This window comes from Halomonas sp. 111 (assembly GCF_052379685.1).
Taxonomy (GTDB): Bacteria; Pseudomonadota; Gammaproteobacteria; order Pseudomonadales; family Halomonadaceae; genus Vreelandella; species Vreelandella citrativorans.
On the sequence record NZ_JBQSYV010000003.1, the window covers coordinates 139,343 to 154,668 of the forward strand.

The following is a 15,326-nucleotide window of genomic DNA, read 5'->3' on the forward strand; positions in this document are numbered from 1 at the left end:
TGGCTAAGGAGATGGCATGACGTTGGCTCCCACCGATGTATGGAGTGCGCTGAGCAAAGTATGGCCGGGTGCTTCGTTTGAGCAGTCGCTTCCCGAACTACCCGCGTCTTTACGTCTGACCACCGATTCACGCGCGCTGGAAGTCGGCGATATATTTGTAGCTGTTCTAGGTAGTCAGCGTGACGGGCGCGATTTTATTCGCGCAGTGCTTGAGCAAGGCGCTTCGCTGGTGCTGGCGCATACCACGGAGCACCATGCGACCTGGGATGGGCGTGTACTCTACTTGCCACATCTGGCTGCCCGCTTGGGAGAGTTGGGTAAACAACTTTTTAATGTTCCGGATGACCTTGAGGTTATTGGCGTCACCGGTACCAATGGTAAAAGCTCCGTTACTCATTACATTGCAGAACTTAGCGAAGCGCTAGGTGTTCCGGCGGGTGTGGTAGGAACGCTGGGTGTAGGCCGCCCAGGCCAGCTAGTGGATACTGGGCTCACCACGCCGGGGCCTTTAGCCCTGCAGGCTGCGTTTGGAGGGCTGGCGCTTCAAGGCATTAAGCGAGTAGCGCTTGAGGCTTCCTCCCATGCCCTTGACCAGCACCGTTTAGATGCTGCGAATATAAAGGTGGGCGTGTTTACCAATCTAACGCGAGATCATCTTGATTATCATGGCAGTATGGCGGCTTATGCCGCGGCCAAGGCGAAGCTGTTCAGACGTAGCGAGCTTGAGCTTGCAGTGGTTAATGCCGATGATCCTCTGGCGCGATTGATGCTGGCTGGTTGTGATCAAAGCGTTCGCGTATTGGCGGTCGGTCAGGATGAGGCCGTAACGCTACGGGTGATGGACGTTCAGACAAGCGAAACAGGCCAGCAAGCACTTATTGCCACGCCCGAAGGCGAGCGCATGTTAGTGCTGGGTCTGGTCGGGCGCTTCAACCTGGATAATGTGTTGTTGGCCATGGCGACGCTTTATGGATGGGGCCATTCGATTAACTCACTTTTCGAGGCTGCCGCTGCGCTTACCCCGGTACCTGGCCGTATGGCGCTTTATCACGCAAAAGGCGTTCCGGGTGTGGTGATTGACTATGCCCATACTCCTGATGCGTTACACAATGCGCTCACAGCGCTGCGCGCCCATTTAAGCAAGGCGGGCAAGCTGTGGTGTGTGTTTGGCTGTGGCGGTGAGCGCGACACAGGCAAGCGCGCAGAAATGGCAAAAGCGGCGGAGGCGCTGGCGGATGTGGTAGTGGTGACTGACGATAATCCACGGGGCGAGTCAGCAGCGCAGATTCGTCAGCACATTATTGCCGGGCTCGCCTCAACGGCAACACTGCTCGAAATAGCGGACCGTCGTCACGCGATCAGTCAAGTAATTCAGCAGGCAGCTCAAAACGATGTGATTCTGGTCGCAGGGAAAGGCCACGAGGCCTATCAGGAGATCAACGGCGTCCGCCACGCTTATAACGATGAAGATGAAGTCATGAAGGCGTTTGCATTGCGGGGTAGTGCACAATGAACTGGACACTGGCCGATGCCGCCAGAGTGCTGGGAGTTATGGTGCCCGCCGGCGATGCATCGCGCGCATTTACCTCCATTGTGACGGACACTCGGCAGATTGTGCCCGGCTGCTTATTCATCGCGCTCAAAGGGCCGCGGTTCGATGGTCATGATTTTATCGAACAGGCCCGCGACAAAGGCGCGGCGGCGGCACTGGTTGAGTCCGCTGTTGAAAGTCCGCTGACTCAGTTGGTATGCCCTGATACACGCCTGGGGCTTGGGCTTTTAGCGGGCGCGTGGCGCCGTCAGTGCGGGATTCCGTTAGTCGGTATCACGGGAAATAGTGGCAAAACGACGGTGAAGGAGATGACGGCTGCGCTGTTATCGCCGTTGGGTAACGTGTTGGCCACGGAAGCCAATCTTAATAACGATATTGGCGTACCCCTCACGCTTTTACGCTTAGCGCCCGAGCATCAAGCAGGCGTGATTGAGTTAGGCGCAAATCACTTGGGTGAAATCGCCTGGTCCAGTCGATTAACCGTACCGGATGTGGCGGTGATTACCAACGTAACGGGCGCGCATGTTGGCGAGTTTGGAGGCATGGGTCATATTGCCCAAGCCAAAAGCGAGCTGCTGAACGGTCTAAGTGAGCAGGGCATCGCGGTGCTCAATCGCGATGATCGTTACTACCCCTTTTGGGCTGCCTGTGCGTCGCCGCGCCGTGTGATCAGTTTTGGGTTTGATAGTACCGCGGATGTTCATGCCTCGGCGCTTTCCTGTGACTCTCAGGGGCGGTATGCTTTCACGCTTGTTCAACATGGCAAGCCGCTGGGTGATGTGCAGCTTGCCATGCCAGGTAAGCACAACGTGAGCAATGCGCTGGCCGCGGCTGCGGCCGCATTAGTGATAGGCGTCACGCCCACGGATGTGATTGAAGGTCTGCAGACCCTGCGTGCGTTGAAGGGAAGGCTAAGTATCGTTTCGGGGCTTAATGGTGCCACGCTGTTAGACGATACGTATAATGCCAACCCTGGGGCGGTCAAAGCCGCTATGGAGACGTTAATGCGTTTCCCCGCGCCGCGTTGGTGTGCACTGGGCGCCATGGGTGAGCTGGGAGACGAAACGGAAAAACTGCATGCTGAGATGGGCCGCTACGCGGCTGAGCTTGGCATCGACGGGCTGTTGACGTTGGGTGATAACGCGCGTCCAGCTTGTGACGCCTTCGGTCGCGGGCAGCATTTTGACGACCACGAGACGCTAGTGCGTCATGTCATTAATACTTTGCCGCCCAATGCCACGTTGTTGGTTAAAGGGTCGCGTAGCGCCGGTATGGAAAAGATCATTACTGCGCTGTGCTCGGATGAAATAAGGTAAACGCCGTTCATGTTACTTTACTTGGCGAATTTTTTAGCTCAGTACTATACGGGCTTTCAGGTTTTTAACTATCTCACCCTGCGCGTCATTCTTGCCGCGTTAACGTCATTAATGCTTTGCCTTTGGCTAGGGCCGTGGGTTATTCGCCGGCTTGTGGAAGGCCAGATAGGCCAGGCCGTGCGTGATGATGGCCCGCAGTCACATCTATCAAAAGCGGGCACCCCTACTATGGGAGGGGTGATGATCCTGCTGGCCATCGGCATCAGCACCATCATATGGGGTGATTTAACCAACCGCTACGTGTGGGTGGTATTGGCCGTTACGCTGGGCTTTGGTGCGATAGGCTGGGTCGATGATTACCGGAAAGTGGTAGAAAAGAACCCGCGAGGCCTGCCGGCACGCTGGAAATACTTTTGGCAGTCGGTGGTAGGCCTTGGCGCTGCGTTAGTGCTGTTTTTCACCGCAACCACGCCCGTTGAAACCAGCTTGTTGGTGCCGCTGTTTAAAGACGTCGCACTGCCGCTTGGCGTGTTCTATATCGTATTAACCTACCTGGTGATTGTGGGTAGCTCTAACGCCGTGAATTTAACCGACGGGCTGGATGGCTTGGCCATTATGCCAACCGTGCTGGTAGCGATGGGATTGTCGGTGTTTGCCTACGCTAGCGGTAATGCAGTGTTCGCTAACTACTTGCATATCCCGTTTATAAACGGCACCGGTGAGCTGGCTATTTTCTGCGCCACGATTGCAGGTGCGGGTCTCGGCTTTTTATGGTTTAACACGTACCCCGCCCAGGTGTTTATGGGAGATGTAGGTGCGCTTGCCCTGGGGGCGGCGCTTGGGGTTGTGGCGGTCATCGTTCGCCAGGAGATCGTCCTGTTTATTATGGGCGGTATCTTTGTAGTGGAGACGTTGTCGGTGATCCTGCAAGTCGGGTCTTACAAACTGACGGGGCGGCGTATTTTCCGTATGGCGCCGCTGCATCACCACTTCGAGTTAAAAGGTTGGCCTGAGCCACGCGTTATTGTGCGCTTCTGGATCATTACCGTTGTGCTGGTGCTGCTGGGCCTCGCGACGCTCAAGGTTCGTTAATCGGTAGCGTTATCGCCTTAAGCGTAAACCGCAAAGGAGCCAGAGATGGTGCGAGTACCCAAGGGTGTCACAGTGGTCGTTGGCTTAGGCCTTTCAGGCCGAGCAATATGCCGCCACCTGGCACGCACGCATACGCCGTTTATGGTCGTCGATACGCGCAGCGAGCCGCCGGGGCTTGACGCTTTTTATGCAGCCCATCCAAACGTTGACGTCATCTGCGGCCCTCTGACGTCGCTCGATTTTACGGACGCTTATGAAGTAGTGCTTAGCCCAGGCGTTGGCCCCGATTCGCCGGGTCTTGAAAGCCTGGCTGGGCGCGTTAACCCGTATACTGGCGAGCCTGTGCTGATTGGTGAAACGGCGCTGTTTGTTCGCGGGACCCAGGTCCCCATTGCGGCTATCACGGGCTCAAACGCGAAATCCACGGTGACCACTCTACTGGGTGAGATGGCCAGGGCGGCTGGTTTGCGAGTGGCGGTTGGCGGCAACCTGGGAACGCCCGCGCTGGATTTATTGGCCGAGCAGCCGGATGCAGAGCTGTATGTTCTTGAGCTTTCCAGTTTTCAGCTTGAAACCACGCCTGTCTTGGGTGCAAAAGTCGCGGCTTTCTTGAATCTGAGCGAAGATCATTTGGATAGGCATGGTGATATGTCGGTCTATCGTTTGGCAAAACAACGTATTTTTAACGGTGCGGAGTATGCGGTTGTCAATCAGGACGACCCCCTGACCTGGCCTTTTCAAGAAGGACCAGGCATTGCCAGCTTTTCAGCGAACCCGCCCACAGACAGCAACTGGGGGCTGGTATGGCAAGGGGCCGAGCTTATGCTCATGCAGGGGCAGACGTCATGGGTTTCGGCGAGTGAATTGAAGATGGCTGGCCAGCACAACTATACGAATGCATTAGCAGCACTGGCAATGGGGCAGGCGTTGGCGCTTGATGCATTTTCCATGGTAGAAGCCTTAAAAGCCTTTACGGGGTTGCCTCACCGGAGCGAAACAGTAGCCTGTATTAATGGGGTGACGTGGATAAACGACTCGAAGGGCACCAATGTTGGGGCAACATTAGCCGCCATTGAAGGGTTGGGCGCCACGTTAACGGGCCGCTTGATTTGGTTGGCGGGTGGTGTAGGTAAAGGCGCTGACTTTTCGCCGTTAGCGGTGCCGTTGGCGCGCTGCGCGCGGTTGGCACTGCTATTTGGTGCTGATAGTGATCGAATTTCAGACGCTGTAGCAGTGCATGTGCCGGTCCAGCAGGTAAACGACTTAACGCAGGCAATGGAGGCCGCATTTAGCCAGGCAGAGCCTGGCGACTGTGTGTTGCTGTCACCTGCCTGTGCAAGCCTGGACCAGTTTCCCAACTACCAGGTTCGAGGTGATGCTTTTCGTCGCTGGGTGGAAAGCAGTGCGACGGGAGTACCCTTATGAGCCGATTAAAGCGCTTGCACACTGTATTAACGACGCGAAACTCCCCCTGTGATATCTGGCTCATTGCAGCCGCTGTGGCGCTTGCAGGCATTGGCTGGGTGATGGTCAGCTCGGCCTCAATAGGGCTTCTGGAGAATAGCTTCTACTACTTTCGGCAGCATGGGGTTTTCTTGCTCATTTCAACGCTAGGCTGCTTGTTTATGCTTAGCGTACCCCTTGAAGTATGGCGCCAGAATGCGGCACTGATTTTTTTAATAAGCGTAGCATTGTTGGTAGGCGTGTTGCTGTTTGGTCAGGAAATTAACGGCAGTAAGCGCTGGATATCGCTGCCGGGCCCGCTGCCTAGTCTTCAAGTATCTGAGCTTGGTAAAATAGGCCTTATCTTTTACATGGCGATGTTTATGTCGCGTTTTACCTATGATTTACGCCGCCGTGTTTTTACCATGTGGCGCCCCATTGCGGTGTTGGCGCTACCAGCAGGACTGCTGTTTTTAGCGCCCGACTTTGGCGGGATGGTGGTCTACACCACGTGTGTCATTGGCATGTTAATGATGAGTGGTGCATCGCTCGTGTTACTTATTGGCAGCGGTGCTGTTTTGGGATTTGGTGCGGTCATGATGGTGGCGCTGGAGCCTTATCGTCTGGCGCGTTGGACCAGTTTTTTGGACCCGTGGGCAGACCAGTTCGCAACCGGCTATCAGTTGACCCAAGCGCTGATTGCCTTTGGTCGTGGGCATGTTACAGGCACCGGGTTAGGAAATAGTGTCCAGAAACTGCACTATTTACCCGAGGCGCATACCGATTTTATCTTTGCCGTTATTGCCGAAGAGCTAGGCATGATTGGCGCTATTGCGATTATCCTGCTGTTTACCCTATTGATTAGTCGCGCCATGTGGATTGGCCGGAAGGCTGAACTTGCGGGCCATCTTTTTGGTGCTTACGTAAGTTACGGTATCTGTTTTGTTATTGCCTCTCAGGCGTTTATCAATATGGCGGTAAGCTCGGGGCTACTGCCCACCAAGGGGCTGACCTTGCCCTTGATAAGTTATGGTGGTTCGAGCTTATTGGTTATTGGCATGATGATTGGTCTGCTTTTGCGGGTTGACGCAGAAACACGACAGCGGCCGAGCCGTGCGCCAACCCCCTATAAACCGCGCCATGAACCGCGGTTATCGAAATAATCTTCAAGGAGTCGTTTGTGACGGTGAACGCACATCGGCGTGTTTTAATCATGGCAGGAGGAACGGGCGGGCATGTGATCCCCGCGCTTTCCCTTGCGCGTGCGCTTATGGCGCAAAACATTGACGTTGAGTGGTTGGGTAGCCCCAGAGGTATTGAAAATCGACTGGTGCCCGAGGCCGGTATTAAGCTGCATACCATTGCCGTTAGCGGGTTGCGCGGTAATGGTGTGGCCGGCTGGTTTAAAGCACCTGTGAACCTTAGCCGAGCTATTTGGCAAGCACGTGACGTCATAAAAAGCTTTAAGCCGCAGCTGGTGGTTGGCCTCGGTGGTTTTGCCAGTGGTCCGGGCGGGCTTGCTGCGTGGCTATCGGGTATTCCGCTGGTCGTTCATGAGCAAAATGCAGTTGCCGGCTTAACCAACCGCGTGCTTTCCCGCCTAGCGACGCGCAGCTATGCTGCCTTTTCTGAAGCGTTCGGTACGCGGGCAGACGTCATTGGCAACCCCGTGCGTGAAGATATAGCGACACTTGGCCAAGTGCCGCGTACGGTCGAGGCATTACAGGGGCGTCCGCTGCGCTTGTTAGTAGTGGGGGGATCATTAGGTGCTGTGGCATTAAATGAACGCTTGCCCCAAGCGATTGCTGCGCTACCACCCGGTAAGCGCCCGGAAATACGCCACCAGGCCGGGAAGTCGCGGGACGCTCAAACGGCACAAGGGTACGCCGAACATGGCATACAGGCCGATGTTTCCCCGTTTATTGATGATATGGCCGCAGCGTATGATTGGGCTGATTTGGTGGTTTGTCGAGCGGGGGCGTTAACGGTTGCAGAGCTGGCGGCTGCGGCAAAGCCCTCGCTTCTTGTTCCGTTTCCTTTTGCGGTCGATGATCACCAGCGAGTCAATGCCAATGTGCTGGTTAATGCGGGTGCTGCGCTATGCGTTGTGCAGTCCGCGCTGACGCCTGAGCGCTTAACGCACTATTTAAATGACCTGTTAGAGCCCGCTACGCTGGCGCTGATGGCTTCCCGTGCACGCCAGGCCGCGCACCTGGATGCCACAGAGCGATTAGCCGAAGGATGCCTGGCGATACTACACAAAGGAGAAAACGTGTGACCGACTCAGTAACCCCATCGTCGCTGCAACGCATAAGCTCAAGCGGCCCGGGTATGCGCCGTATTCAGCATATTCATTTCGTCGGTATCGGTGGCGCGGGCATGTGTGGTATTGCCGAAGTATTGGCCAATCAAGGTTACAGCGTCAGTGGCAGCGATATGAAAGCCTCTTCGGTTATTGAGCGGCTTCGCATGTGTGGTGTTCGGGTTGAGATTGGCCATGCCGAGGAGAATGTCGAAGGGGCCGACGTTGTGGTTGTTTCAAGCGCCGTTGATACGACCAACCCTGAAATTCGCTGGGCACATGAGCACCGTGTCCCCGTGGTGCGTCGTGCCGAGATGCTGGCAGAGTTAATGCGATTTCGTCACGGCATTGCGGTTGCCGGTACCCATGGAAAAACAACCACGACCAGCTTAACGGCGACGCTGTTAGCCGAAGGCGGCCTGGACCCGACCTTTGTCATCGGCGGGAAGTTGACCAGTGCCGGTACCAATGCGCGCTTGGGTGAAGGGGATTATCTGGTTGCAGAGGCTGATGAGTCTGACGCTTCATTCCTGCATTTGCAGCCAATGGTGTCGATAGTTACCAATATTGATGCTGACCATATGAGCACCTATGGTGGCGATTTCGAACGGTTAAAAGATACCTTTATCGAATTTCTACACAACCTGCCGTTCTACGGGTTGGCTATATTGTGTATCGATGACCCGCATGTACGGGCACTGCGAACTCAGATTAAGCGCCAATTCGTTACCTACGGTTTTGAAGAAGATGCCGATTATCGGATTACCGATTTTGTGCAGCAAAGTGGTGAAGTTTCCTTTACGGCTTTGCGGCCTGGTCAGGCTGCGCCCTTAAACGTGCGGCTTGCCATGCCTGGTCAGCACAATGCGCTTAATGCGATGGCAGCGATTGTTGTTGCTACGGATGCAGGCGTGAGTGACGAGGCGATTCTGCGTGGTCTGGCGGGGTTTGCTGGGGTAGGGCGGCGCTTTCAAGTGCATGGCCATTTCCCTGCGCCTAAAGCGCCCGGCAAGATTATGTTAGTGGATGATTATGGCCATCATCCGCGCGAAGTGGATATGGTCATCAGAGCAGTCCGCGCTGGCTGGCCTGAGCGTCGTTTAGTGATGCTTTATCAGCCCCACCGCTACAGCCGGACCCGGGATCTCTATGAAGATTTCGTTCGTGTATTGTCCCAGGTAGATACGCTGGTGCTTTTAGACGTATACAGCGCGGGCGAGGCGGTTATCCCTGGCGCTGAAGGGCGCACGCTTGCAGGTTCGATTCGTCAGCGCGGTGAGGTAGACCCGCTTTTTGTTGAACATAAGCAGGAGCTGCCAGCGCTATTGGCCAATGTACTGAGACCCGATGACATTCTAATTACTCAGGGGGCGGGCGACGTAGGTGGTATCTCGCTCAGCTTGGCCAAGGCGAAGCTGCAAATGAGTGAGGTGGAACTGTGAGCCTGAAAGACGTCAATATTGATTGCTCTCGTGTGGTGGTGGTTTACGGCGGTTCTTCTGCTGAGCGTGAGGTTTCCCTTAAAAGTGGTGCCGCTGTACTTGAGGCGCTAAAACGCCAAAAGATTAACGCAGAAGGCTATGATTTACGCGATAAGGGGTTAGCCGGACTTGAGGCGATGGCGCCATCGGCGATATTTGTCGCCCTGCATGGTCGTGGTGGTGAAGACGGTACGCTCCAGGGTGCGCTTGAGCTCCTGGGTATTCCCTATACCGGTAGTGGCGTCATGGCGTCAGCGCTGGGAATGGATAAGCAGCGCACCAAGCAGGTTTGGCAAGCCATTGGGCTGCCCACGCCGGAAAGCATTATGTTGACGGCTGATGCAGACTGGGCCGGAGTAGTCGCCACGCTTGGGTTGCCGATGATGGTTAAGCCAGTACATGAAGGCTCCACGCTTGGGATCAGTATAGTTAAAAGCCAGGAGGCGCTTGAGGCCGCCTATCGCGAAGCGGCACAATTTGATGCCCGAGTGATGGCCGAGCGCTTTGTGGTCGGTGAGGAGTACACGGTGGCGCTGCTGGATGAGCGTGTATTGCCCGCTATTCGGGTCGAAGTGCCTGGCGGATTCTACGACTATGAAGCCAAATACGTTTCCAATACGACCCAGTACCATCTTCCTTGTGGGCTTACCACAGAAGAGGAAGCACAGCTGGCAACGCTGTGCCAGCACGCGTTTGCGGCCATTGGGTGTGAAGGCTGGGGGCGTGTGGACGTGATGCGGGATGCCAATGGCCAGTTCTGGCTATTGGAAGTTAATACCGTGCCTGGCATGACCGATCACAGTTTGGTGCCTCAAGCCGCTGCCTATGCGGGTATCGAATTTGATGACCTGGTGGTGCAGATACTCCACTCTGCCGGAAAGCAGAACGCATCATGATGAGGCCTTATGAAAAGGCGTAATGCCTGGTTTGGTATCCTGCTTCTGGCGTTACTGTTAGTGGCAGGAGGGCGCGCGCTATGGCTATGGCTGGATCGGCCCATCGAGCGTGTTTCCATCCGTGGGGAGTGGGATTACGTAAGCGCAGATTATCTACGCACTCAGCTTGCCCCTTTGGTTCAAGGTACCACTTGGTTATCGGCTGATTTAGGCGTGCTGCGTAACCGGGCCCTGGAGATTGGCTGGCTTAAAGAAGTGCGTATTTCTCGTGAGTGGCCTAATGCGCTGGTGTTTGAACTGGCGGAACAAGTGCCCGTTGCGCGCTGGAATGATGACTTTTTGCTTAACCCGAAAGGCGAGCCCTTTGCTTTTGCACCTCTGGCGGTGCCTTCAGGTCTTCCTGATCTTGCGGGCCCCAGCGGAAGCAGTGAAGAGGTGCTAAATTACTATCATCGTCTAACACCTTATTTCGCAAACTTGTCGTTGGCACTTACTCAGTTTCGATTAGAGCCGCGCGGTGCATGGCGTGTTCAGCTAAGTAACGGTACCTGGATTATGCTGGGCCGGCGCGAGCATGAAGTGCGTTTGGCACGCTTAGCGGCCTCCTGGCAGCGCGAGTTATCAAGGTATAGTGAGCATATTCGTTATATTGATTTGCGCTATCCTAACGGTGTCGCTGTTGCCTGGCATGGTCAGAGCGATTTTGAGGCATCAGAAGACTAACTCAAGTTTTAATTAACGCGCTTTAGCCATGATAAGTCGCCGTCAGCGCGTAAAAACGCATTAATGGGGTTTAAATTACACTTCAAGCCCATTATTGTGGGCTTGGGCTGGTCGTATTATGCCAATTGTTTCTATACTATGGGATATCGGTGATTTTGTAGATTTAAACTTCACATCAGCGTACTGCGCTATTGAGCTATCAGCGCTTACCGGTTGCAAGTTATAATAGGCAAAGAATAAGTTGGTTTAAGTATCCCTATTTATTTTAATTTTAAAAAGTTTACAAGGAGAATTCCCGACTCATGGCAGGCTCACCCAATGCATCGAATATGGTGGTCGGGCTGGACATTGGAACGTCCAAGGTCGTCGCAATTGTCGGTCAACCTACCGATGATGGCGGCATTGAAATTGCTGGTATCGGCTCGCACCCGTCACGGGGTATGAAGCGAGGCGTTGTCATTAATATTGAATCAACCGTTCAATCTATTCAGCGCGCTGTGGAAGAAGCCGAGCTTATGGCTGGCTGCGATATTCACTCGGTATATGTGGGCATTGCGGGTAGTCATATTAGCTCGATGAATTCAGATGGCGTGGTCGCTATTAAAGAGCGTGAAGTTACTCCTTCTGATATTGATCGCGTTATTGATTCAGCGAGGGCAAGGGCGGTTTCAGAAGGTCAGCGCGTTTTACATGTACTGCCCCAGGAATTTGCAATTGATGCACAAGGCGGTATTCGCGAGCCCTTGGGCATGTCCGGTGTACGTTTAGAAGCGCAAGTTCATCTGGTAACGGCAGCACTCAACGCGGTACAGAATATTGAGAAATGTGTTCGACGCTGTGGTTTGGACGTCGACTCAATTATCCTGGAGCAGCTGGCATCCAGCATGGCAGTGTTGACCGAAGACGAGCGTGAATTAGGCGTTTGCATGGTGGATATCGGTGGTGGAACCACTGATATGGCCATCTTTACTGAAGGTGCCATTCGACATACGGCCGTTATACCAATTGCTGGTGATCAGGTCACCAACGATATTGCCATGGCGCTACGTACACCGACGCAGCACGCAGAAGAGATCAAGGTTAAATACGCTTGTGCCTTAACGCAATTGGCCGCAAGCGATGAAATGATTAAGGTTCCTAGCGTGGGTGATCGTCCGTCACGCGACTTGTCGCGTCAGGCGCTCGCAGAAGTGGTCGAACCACGCTATGAAGAGCTATTTACACTGGTTAGAGACGAATTACGTCGCAGTGGCTATGAAGACATGGTTGCCGCTGGTGTTGTGCTCACTGGTGGCACCTCACGTATGGAAGGGGTCGGCGAATTGGCGGAAGAGATATTCCACATGCCGGTTCGTATTGCTTGTCCGCAAAACGTTAAAGGTTTAGCGGATGTCGTGCGAAACCCCATTTATGCAACAGGTGTCGGCTTATTGCACTATGCACTGCAAGAAGCGCGGCATGGGCAGGGTCTAGAAAGCCACGGGGGAGTCATTGCACCTCATAAAGGTCGCAACGAGCTCTCTCGACGTGATATCAAGGATGACCATTCGGCGCTGGCCAGAATCAAGGGCTGGTTCAAAGGAAATTTCTGACAGGGCCGCAAGCGCGGTTCAGGAGACGGGGCTTATGTTTGAATTGGTAGATAACGCACCCTCAAGTAGTGCGGTCATAAAAGTAGTCGGTGTTGGTGGTGGTGGCGGCAATGCCGTCAATCACATGGTTGAAAGTAACATTGAAGGCGTTGAATTTATTTGCGCCAATACCGATGCCCAGGCGCTTAAACGCGTATCCGCAAAAACAGTATTACAGCTAGGTGGTGAAATCACCAAGGGGCTCGGTGCTGGCGCCAACCCTGAGGTCGGTCGTCAGGCCGCGATGGAAGATCGTGACCGAATCGCTGAGCTGCTTGAAGGCGCCGATATGGTCTTTATTACCGCTGGTATGGGCGGTGGTACAGGCACCGGCGGCGCGCCAGTGGTTGCGCAAGTTGCCAAGGAATTGGGTATTTTAACGGTAGCTGTCGTTACGCGGCCTTTCCCGTTTGAAGGCCCCAAGCGTATGCGCGCTGCCGAAGAGGGAATGAAAGAGCTCTCTCAGCATGTTGATTCGCTGATCACCATACCCAACGAAAAGCTTTTATCCGTACTGGGTAAAAGCGCGACGCTGTTAACTGCGTTTAGCGCTGCCAATGATGTATTGCTTGGTGCTGTTCAAGGTATTGCCGAGCTGATCACAAGCCCTGGTATTATCAACGTCGACTTTGCTGATGTGCGTACTGTTATGTCTGAAATGGGCATGGCGATGATGGGTACGGGCGGAGCTACCGGCGAGAACCGCGCCCGCGAAGCAGCTGAAAAAGCTATCCGTAGCCCGCTTCTGGAAGATATCGATCTGCATGGCGCGCGAGGCATTCTGGTCAATATTACGGCAGGCCCGGATCTGTCGATTGGCGAGTTCAACGATGTAGGTGCCACCGTTCAAGAGTTTGCTTCACAAGAAGCGACCATTGTCGTGGGAACTTCCATCGATATGGAAATGTCGGATGAGTTGCGTGTTACTGTTGTTGCTGCTGGATTAGATGGCGCGAAAGCTGCCAAAGCGACGACACGCGAACCTGCACGTCGCTCTTCTGCTGACTCTTCTGATTACCGTAAGCTACAGCAGCCTACTGTAATGCGTCAGCAAGCAACTGCCCGTGCAGAGGCGCCTGAACACGCGCCCAAACCGCGTCCGGAAAAGAGTCGCTCAGCCGATGCTGACGACTACCTGGACATACCTGCTTTCTTGCGCCGTCAGGCCGATTGATTGTTTCTATAGGTTTACCGGGCCAGAAAACGAGTGTTTTATTGGTTAAAACGCTCGTTTGCTGTTAAAGTGAACACTGTTTGATAACTTTCCTTCCCCTACGGTACTACCGTCATTAGAGTTCGACCACTGCCCATGATCAGACAACGCACCCTACAAAACGTCATCCGCGCCACTGGAGTGGGTCTGCACTCCGGCAAAAAAGTCCACATGGCTTTGCGTCCGGCGCCGACAAACACCGGGATTGTGTTTGTTAGAACCGATCTGGAGCCTGTGGTACATATACCCGCACGCGCAGAGTTAGTGGAAGACACAACACTTTGCACCGCGCTTTCACTCGAAGGTGTGAAAGTGGCAACGGTTGAGCATTTGATGTCAGCGTTTGCAGGACTAGGCATCGATAATGCTTACGTTGACCTAAGTGCTCCCGAAGTGCCGATTATGGACGGTAGTGCCAGTCCGTTTGTGTTTTTAATCCAATCGGCGGGTATTCTTGAGCAGGATGCAGCAAAGAAATTTATACGCATCAAGCGTCGCGTCGCGGTTAAGGATGGCGATAAAGAAGCCGTTTTCCTTCCGCACCAAGGGTTCAAGGTCTCGTTTGCCATCGACTTCGACCACCCGGTTTTCGAACAGCAGAAACAAACCGCACTTATCGATTTTTCGACGACCTCTTTTGTGAAAGAAGTTTCTCGGGCGCGCACCTTTGGGTTTATGAAGGATTTGGAGTTTTTGCGCTCTAATAACCTGGCCCTGGGGGGAAGCCTGGATAATGCGATCGTGGTTGATGATTATCGCATCGTCAATGAAGGCGGTTTGCGTTACGAAGATGAGTTCGTCAAGCACAAGGTGCTGGATGCGATCGGCGATTTGTATCAGTTAGGTTACAGCCTGATTGGTGAGTTTCACGGTACAAAATCTGGCCATGCGCTGAATAACCAGCTTTGCCGCGAATTGATGGCGCAGCCTGATGCTTATGAAATCGTAACGTTTGAAGATGAAAAAGCTGTTGCGCCTATTTCGTACGCAGCGCCTGCAATGGCCTAATTGCCAAGCAGGAGTGTCAGATATTAGCTATGACGCGCTATCCAGGTTTCTCCTTTGATAGTGCTCAAGTTCGATAACTGGCCTTGATGAAAAAAAGCACCGCTCAGGCGGTGCTTTTGCGTTTCTGGCATTCGAGAAATGCGCAATGCGCGCGGCACGCTTATTTTGGTGCGTGAGACGCAAGGCGCTCTAACGCTTTACGCAGCGCAGGATTGTGCGTGTCGCTTGCGCACTCGCTGAGCGTTTTTCCCGCGCTGGCGGATAAGTGTCGGGTATTACGCAAAGGCGCCTCAACTGGGCGGACGGGGCGCACTTTAAAGGTAAAGCCGTTCACAGCCTCAAAGCCTGGCAGTTGATGTAGCAGCGTCAACAGCCGCTGCTGTTCAAAGCGCAACCATGTCAGCCAGCTTGCCTGCCCACTGATCAGGGTTAAGCGCCCATCGCGAAAGCCGCCGACAAAGATATGTGGGCGCATCTCTTCTGGCAGGTGGGCTCTTAAATGACACTGGGCCTGATCTATCAAGCGAGACTGGCGCATTAATTGGCCAATATCCCCTGACTTGTTTAGCAGACGGGCGATGGGCTGTGCGCGAGAACGCTTAACCTTTATACTCATACGCTTGAATCCTGGGGTAACCCCTCAATATATAGCCAAGTAGCGGCATCTAC

General features: G+C 54.1%; 13 protein-coding genes. 12 read left to right on the top strand and 1 reads right to left on the bottom strand.

All coding sequences use genetic code 11. The annotated features are described in order from the left end of the window. The first annotated feature begins 16 nt into the window (after nucleotides 1-16). The 12 genes from ACT3T7_RS03465 (at nucleotide 17) to lpxC (ending at nucleotide 14,657) form a co-directional block, all read left to right on the top strand. A complete protein-coding gene (locus ACT3T7_RS03465) occupies nucleotides 17-1,513 on the top strand; it encodes a UDP-N-acetylmuramoyl-L-alanyl-D-glutamate--2,6-diaminopimelate ligase (protein WP_444630101.1) in 1,497 nt (498 codons plus the stop codon). Next, entirely contained in the window at nucleotides 1,510-2,868 is a 1,359-nt protein-coding gene (locus ACT3T7_RS03470; protein WP_444630102.1) for a UDP-N-acetylmuramoyl-tripeptide--D-alanyl-D-alanine ligase, read from the top strand. Before ACT3T7_RS03465 ends, ACT3T7_RS03470 begins: the two co-directional genes overlap by 4 nt. Before the next feature lie 9 nt (nucleotides 2,869-2,877). After that, on the top strand, nucleotides 2,878-3,960 hold the full coding sequence (gene mraY, locus ACT3T7_RS03475; RefSeq protein WP_087109356.1) for a phospho-N-acetylmuramoyl-pentapeptide-transferase: 1,083 nt from the start codon (nucleotides 2,878-2,880) through the stop codon (nucleotides 3,958-3,960). A gap of 45 nt (nucleotides 3,961-4,005) precedes the next feature. Then, entirely contained in the window at nucleotides 4,006-5,385 is a 1,380-nt protein-coding gene (gene murD / locus ACT3T7_RS03480; RefSeq protein WP_444621415.1) for a UDP-N-acetylmuramoyl-L-alanine--D-glutamate ligase, read from the top strand. Beyond that, on the top strand, nucleotides 5,382-6,566 hold the full coding sequence (gene ftsW, locus ACT3T7_RS03485; protein ID WP_444630103.1) for a putative lipid II flippase FtsW: 1,185 nt from the start codon (nucleotides 5,382-5,384) through the stop codon (nucleotides 6,564-6,566). Before murD ends, ftsW begins: the two co-directional genes overlap by 4 nt. Nucleotides 6,567-6,583: 17 nt before the next feature. Beyond that, nucleotides 6,584-7,681, top strand: coding sequence for an undecaprenyldiphospho-muramoylpentapeptide beta-N-acetylglucosaminyltransferase (gene murG, locus ACT3T7_RS03490; protein WP_444630104.1), 1,098 nt, complete (start codon nucleotides 6,584-6,586; stop codon nucleotides 7,679-7,681). Nucleotides 7,682-7,734: 53 nt separating this feature from the next. Continuing rightward, on the top strand, nucleotides 7,735-9,147 hold the full coding sequence (gene murC, locus ACT3T7_RS03495) for a UDP-N-acetylmuramate--L-alanine ligase (RefSeq protein ID WP_444621459.1): 1,413 nt from the start codon (nucleotides 7,735-7,737) through the stop codon (nucleotides 9,145-9,147). Next, on the top strand, nucleotides 9,144-10,082 hold the full coding sequence (locus ACT3T7_RS03500) for a D-alanine--D-alanine ligase (protein WP_444630105.1): 939 nt from the start codon (nucleotides 9,144-9,146) through the stop codon (nucleotides 10,080-10,082). The genes murC and ACT3T7_RS03500 overlap by 4 nt, the downstream gene beginning before the upstream one ends. A gap of 9 nt (nucleotides 10,083-10,091) precedes the next feature. After that, complete coding sequence (locus ACT3T7_RS03505) at nucleotides 10,092-10,805, top strand: cell division protein FtsQ/DivIB (RefSeq protein WP_444630106.1); 714 nt, start codon at nucleotides 10,092-10,094, stop codon at nucleotides 10,803-10,805. A 302-nt stretch (nucleotides 10,806-11,107) separates the two neighbouring features. Next, the gene (gene ftsA / locus ACT3T7_RS03510; protein WP_444630107.1) at nucleotides 11,108-12,397 is read left to right on the top strand and encodes a cell division protein FtsA; all 1,290 of its coding nucleotides are present in this window, start codon (nucleotides 11,108-11,110) and stop codon (nucleotides 12,395-12,397) included. A 34-nt stretch (nucleotides 12,398-12,431) separates the two neighbouring features. Next, a complete protein-coding gene (gene ftsZ, locus ACT3T7_RS03515) occupies nucleotides 12,432-13,610 on the top strand; it encodes a cell division protein FtsZ (protein WP_172116350.1) in 1,179 nt (392 codons plus the stop codon). 135 nt (nucleotides 13,611-13,745) lie between these two features. Then, nucleotides 13,746-14,657: a UDP-3-O-acyl-N-acetylglucosamine deacetylase gene (gene lpxC / locus ACT3T7_RS03520; RefSeq protein ID WP_172116351.1), complete on the top strand. Its 912-nt coding sequence runs from the start codon at nucleotides 13,746-13,748 to the stop codon at nucleotides 14,655-14,657. 160 nt (nucleotides 14,658-14,817) lie between these two features. On the opposite strand, the gene ACT3T7_RS03525 is transcribed toward lpxC, so the two are convergent. Then, entirely contained in the window at nucleotides 14,818-15,273 is a 456-nt protein-coding gene (locus ACT3T7_RS03525; RefSeq protein ID WP_193056286.1) for a DUF721 domain-containing protein, read from the bottom strand. Between the last annotated feature and the right edge of the window lie 53 nt (nucleotides 15,274-15,326).

Bases quoted from the DNA above. Each gene is read 5' to 3' on its own strand.
- murD (WP_444621415.1), top strand. From the start codon at position 4,006: ATGGTGCGAGTACCCAAGGGTGTCACAGTGGTCGTTGGCTTAGGCCTT.
- lpxC (WP_172116351.1), top strand. From the start codon at position 13,746: ATGATCAGACAACGCACCCTACAAAACGTCATCCGCGCCACTGGAGTG.
- mraY (WP_087109356.1), top strand. From the start codon at position 2,878: ATGTTACTTTACTTGGCGAATTTTTTAGCTCAGTACTATACGGGCTTT.
- ACT3T7_RS03465 (WP_444630101.1), top strand. From the start codon at position 17: ATGACGTTGGCTCCCACCGATGTATGGAGTGCGCTGAGCAAAGTATGG.
- ACT3T7_RS03470 (WP_444630102.1), top strand. From the start codon at position 1,510: ATGAACTGGACACTGGCCGATGCCGCCAGAGTGCTGGGAGTTATGGTG.
- murC (WP_444621459.1), top strand. From the start codon at position 7,735: ATGCGCCGTATTCAGCATATTCATTTCGTCGGTATCGGTGGCGCGGGC.
- ftsW (WP_444630103.1), top strand. From the start codon at position 5,382: ATGAGCCGATTAAAGCGCTTGCACACTGTATTAACGACGCGAAACTCC.
- ftsA (WP_444630107.1), top strand. From the start codon at position 11,108: ATGGCAGGCTCACCCAATGCATCGAATATGGTGGTCGGGCTGGACATT.
- ACT3T7_RS03525 (WP_193056286.1), bottom strand. From the start codon at position 15,273: ATGAGTATAAAGGTTAAGCGTTCTCGCGCACAGCCCATCGCCCGTCTG.
- ACT3T7_RS03505 (WP_444630106.1), top strand. From the start codon at position 10,092: ATGAAAAGGCGTAATGCCTGGTTTGGTATCCTGCTTCTGGCGTTACTG.
- ftsZ (WP_172116350.1), top strand. From the start codon at position 12,432: ATGTTTGAATTGGTAGATAACGCACCCTCAAGTAGTGCGGTCATAAAA.